The organism is Pricia sp., from assembly GCF_041745955.1.
In the GTDB taxonomy this organism is placed as follows: domain Bacteria; phylum Bacteroidota; class Bacteroidia; order Flavobacteriales; family Flavobacteriaceae; genus Pricia.
Genome location: NZ_JBGTHY010000249.1, coordinates 1 through 2,148 on the forward strand (window position 1 = coordinate 1; position 2,148 = coordinate 2,148).

Here is a 2,148-nt window from a genome sequence, read left to right on the forward strand (position 1 = left end):
AATTCATTTGACCTCTGTAAATGATTATGCAAAAAGTTGAGTTCATATGAATTGATCGGCATAGATAGCATAACAAGGCCGAATTTGGATTAGATTGTAACCTTGACCACAAAATCTAAATTACAGCATGCAACCAACAACCAGACAACTACTTCAAAAAGGGTTCTACCGATTCAAAGTCGGTCGGTTTGAATGCATTTCCGTTAGTGATGGCAGCTATGATTATGATCCCAAACTCATGTTTTCCGGGCTTCCAGAGGATAAGGTAAAAGAACTTTTGCACCATCATCATATCCCGTTGGATAAGCTTACCTCCCCTTATACGTTCCTTTTTGTCGACACTGGTGAGCACAAAATACTAGCGGACATGGGCGCCGGTACATTGGGACCAAATACGGGTAAATTGGTGCATAACCTGAAATTGGCCGGCATTAGACCGGAAGATGTTGACACCGTAATTATCACCCATGCACATCCCGATCATATTGGAGGGACATTAAATGAAGAAGGCAAACCAAACTATCCCAATGCACGATATATTATGTGGAAAGTTGAGTGGGATTTCTGGTTCTCTGAAGAAGCATCCAAGAAGGTTGATGCGCATTTATCCAAAATCGTCCCTACTGAAATATTCATGAAGATAGCTCATGGACAGCTTGGCCCAATTAAGGATCGTATTGAATTTATAACCAAGGAAATCGAAATTTTACCCGGTGTTTTGCTACACTTTGCCCCAGGGCACACTCCGGGCCACATGGCAATTTCTTTTTCCTCTGAAGGGGAAGAATTGTTTTTTACCAGCGATACGGTGGTTTTTCCGTTTCTGTTGGAGCGACCTGATTTGGTAATGGTCTTTGATATGATGCCGGATATAGCGGCCGACAGCAGACGAAAGATCTGTGATTTAGTTGTTGAAAGAAAAGCGCTGGTACATGCCCAGCATTTTCCACCTTTTCCAAGCCTTGGTCATATTATAAAGAAAGATAAAGGGTGGCAATGGAAACCGATTGAATTGGAATAACTTAGTATTCTTTACACCCTAAATATAATCTACCATGGCAAAAGTACCGGTAGTAGGTGCAACAGGCCCGGTCGGTGCAAATCTGGTTAGTACTTACAAAGAACAAGGCAAAGAAGTAAGGGCTTTGGTTCGACCAGAATCGCTGGAAAACTGTCTCATAAAACGAACGTTTTATGGGAGTCTACTTCTTATTTCAAGGTGTAATTAATCCCACGTTTATTTGAACTTTCAAATCCAGCTCGAACGGAACATTTGGTCCTGATTTTGGCATAAAGCCAAAATAAGTTGACGGTGCGGGAAATATTGTGATAAAAAAGTGGGAATTTTGATGGGGCGGATGATTCAAGGGCCCTAACATGGAAAAAAGGATTCCGTTCCATTTGGATCAGGGGCGCGATGGCGGCCGGTGACAGCTACCCTTCCACTGCGCCAAATGGATTGGGAAGGGCGAATTTTTTAGACCGATCTGGCAATATTTAAAACGAAAATTTCCGACTATAAAGTAGATGATTCATTTAATTTTGGCGGAATATTTGTCGCTTCGGGAACAAAGGAGAACGAAAAACCAGCAGGTAATCATTAATAAAAAAAATAGGGCAAGTACCCCGTCTATAAGCGGAGGTGAAAATGCCTAATATTTATTTTCTCCAAGCAATCTCCACCAACGCTTGTGGATTGTTCGAAGTCCCATTGCTATAGGCCTGTAAAAAATCGCCTTCGCTGATGTTGATGTCCAGGTTGTTGCTATGGTTTCCTTCCGGATACCACTTTGAACTTCGGTAAGGTCGTATCCACAAGAAGGGCCTGCCCCGGTTCAACGATCGAAGACGAATTTTTAAGACGTATTACCGATACCGGTTTCAGCTTCGGGATACAGGAAGAAAATCTCATGTTCTCCAATGGTACCACCGTTCTCGAATTCAATAGGTCGAACGCCGGAAGTTGAACTATTTTGCCCGGGTAACCTTGTCCCGAAGTTCCCTCCAGGTTACCATTTTAATGTTTTGCGCTTTTATGATATCGGCACATTCCTTGCTCATAAGGAAATCGTAGTCCGCTTGGCGCCACTGCGACCCGTAATCAGGATGTTCGATGGTAATGGCCTGCATTTCGGCATTGTCGTACGC

At 43.0% G+C, this 2,148-nt stretch carries 3 protein-coding genes and 1 pseudogene; 3 read left to right on the forward strand and 1 reads right to left on the reverse strand.

Annotated features, from left to right (window positions below; all coding sequences use genetic code 11):
* Positions 1-127: 127 nt before the first annotated feature.
* The 3 genes from ACEW8S_RS08990 (at position 128) to ACEW8S_RS09000 (ending at position 1,967) form a co-directional block, all read left to right on the forward strand.
* Complete coding sequence (locus ACEW8S_RS08990; protein ID WP_373517822.1) at positions 128-1,021, forward strand: MBL fold metallo-hydrolase; 894 nt, start codon at positions 128-130, stop codon at positions 1,019-1,021.
* 34 nt (positions 1,022-1,055) lie between these two features.
* A complete protein-coding gene (locus ACEW8S_RS08995) occupies positions 1,056-1,229 on the forward strand; it encodes an NmrA family NAD(P)-binding protein (protein ID WP_373517823.1) in 174 nt (57 codons plus the stop codon).
* 561 nt (positions 1,230-1,790) lie between these two features.
* Positions 1,791-1,967, forward strand: a complete 177-nt coding sequence (locus tag ACEW8S_RS09000) for a hypothetical protein (RefSeq protein WP_373517824.1) — start codon at positions 1,791-1,793, stop codon at positions 1,965-1,967.
* Position 1,968: 1 nt separating this feature from the next.
* On the opposite strand, the pseudogene ACEW8S_RS09005 reads toward ACEW8S_RS09000, so the two are convergent.
* Positions 1,969-2,148, reverse strand: a pseudogene (locus ACEW8S_RS09005) (hypothetical protein); the annotation flags it as partial.

What these genes read in the sequence shown, in the direction of transcription:
- ACEW8S_RS08990 (WP_373517822.1), top strand. Translation starts at nt 128, where the DNA reads ATGCAACCAACAACCAGACAACTACTTCAAAAAGGGTTCTACCGATTC.
- ACEW8S_RS08995 (WP_373517823.1), top strand. Translation starts at nt 1,056, where the DNA reads ATGGCAAAAGTACCGGTAGTAGGTGCAACAGGCCCGGTCGGTGCAAAT.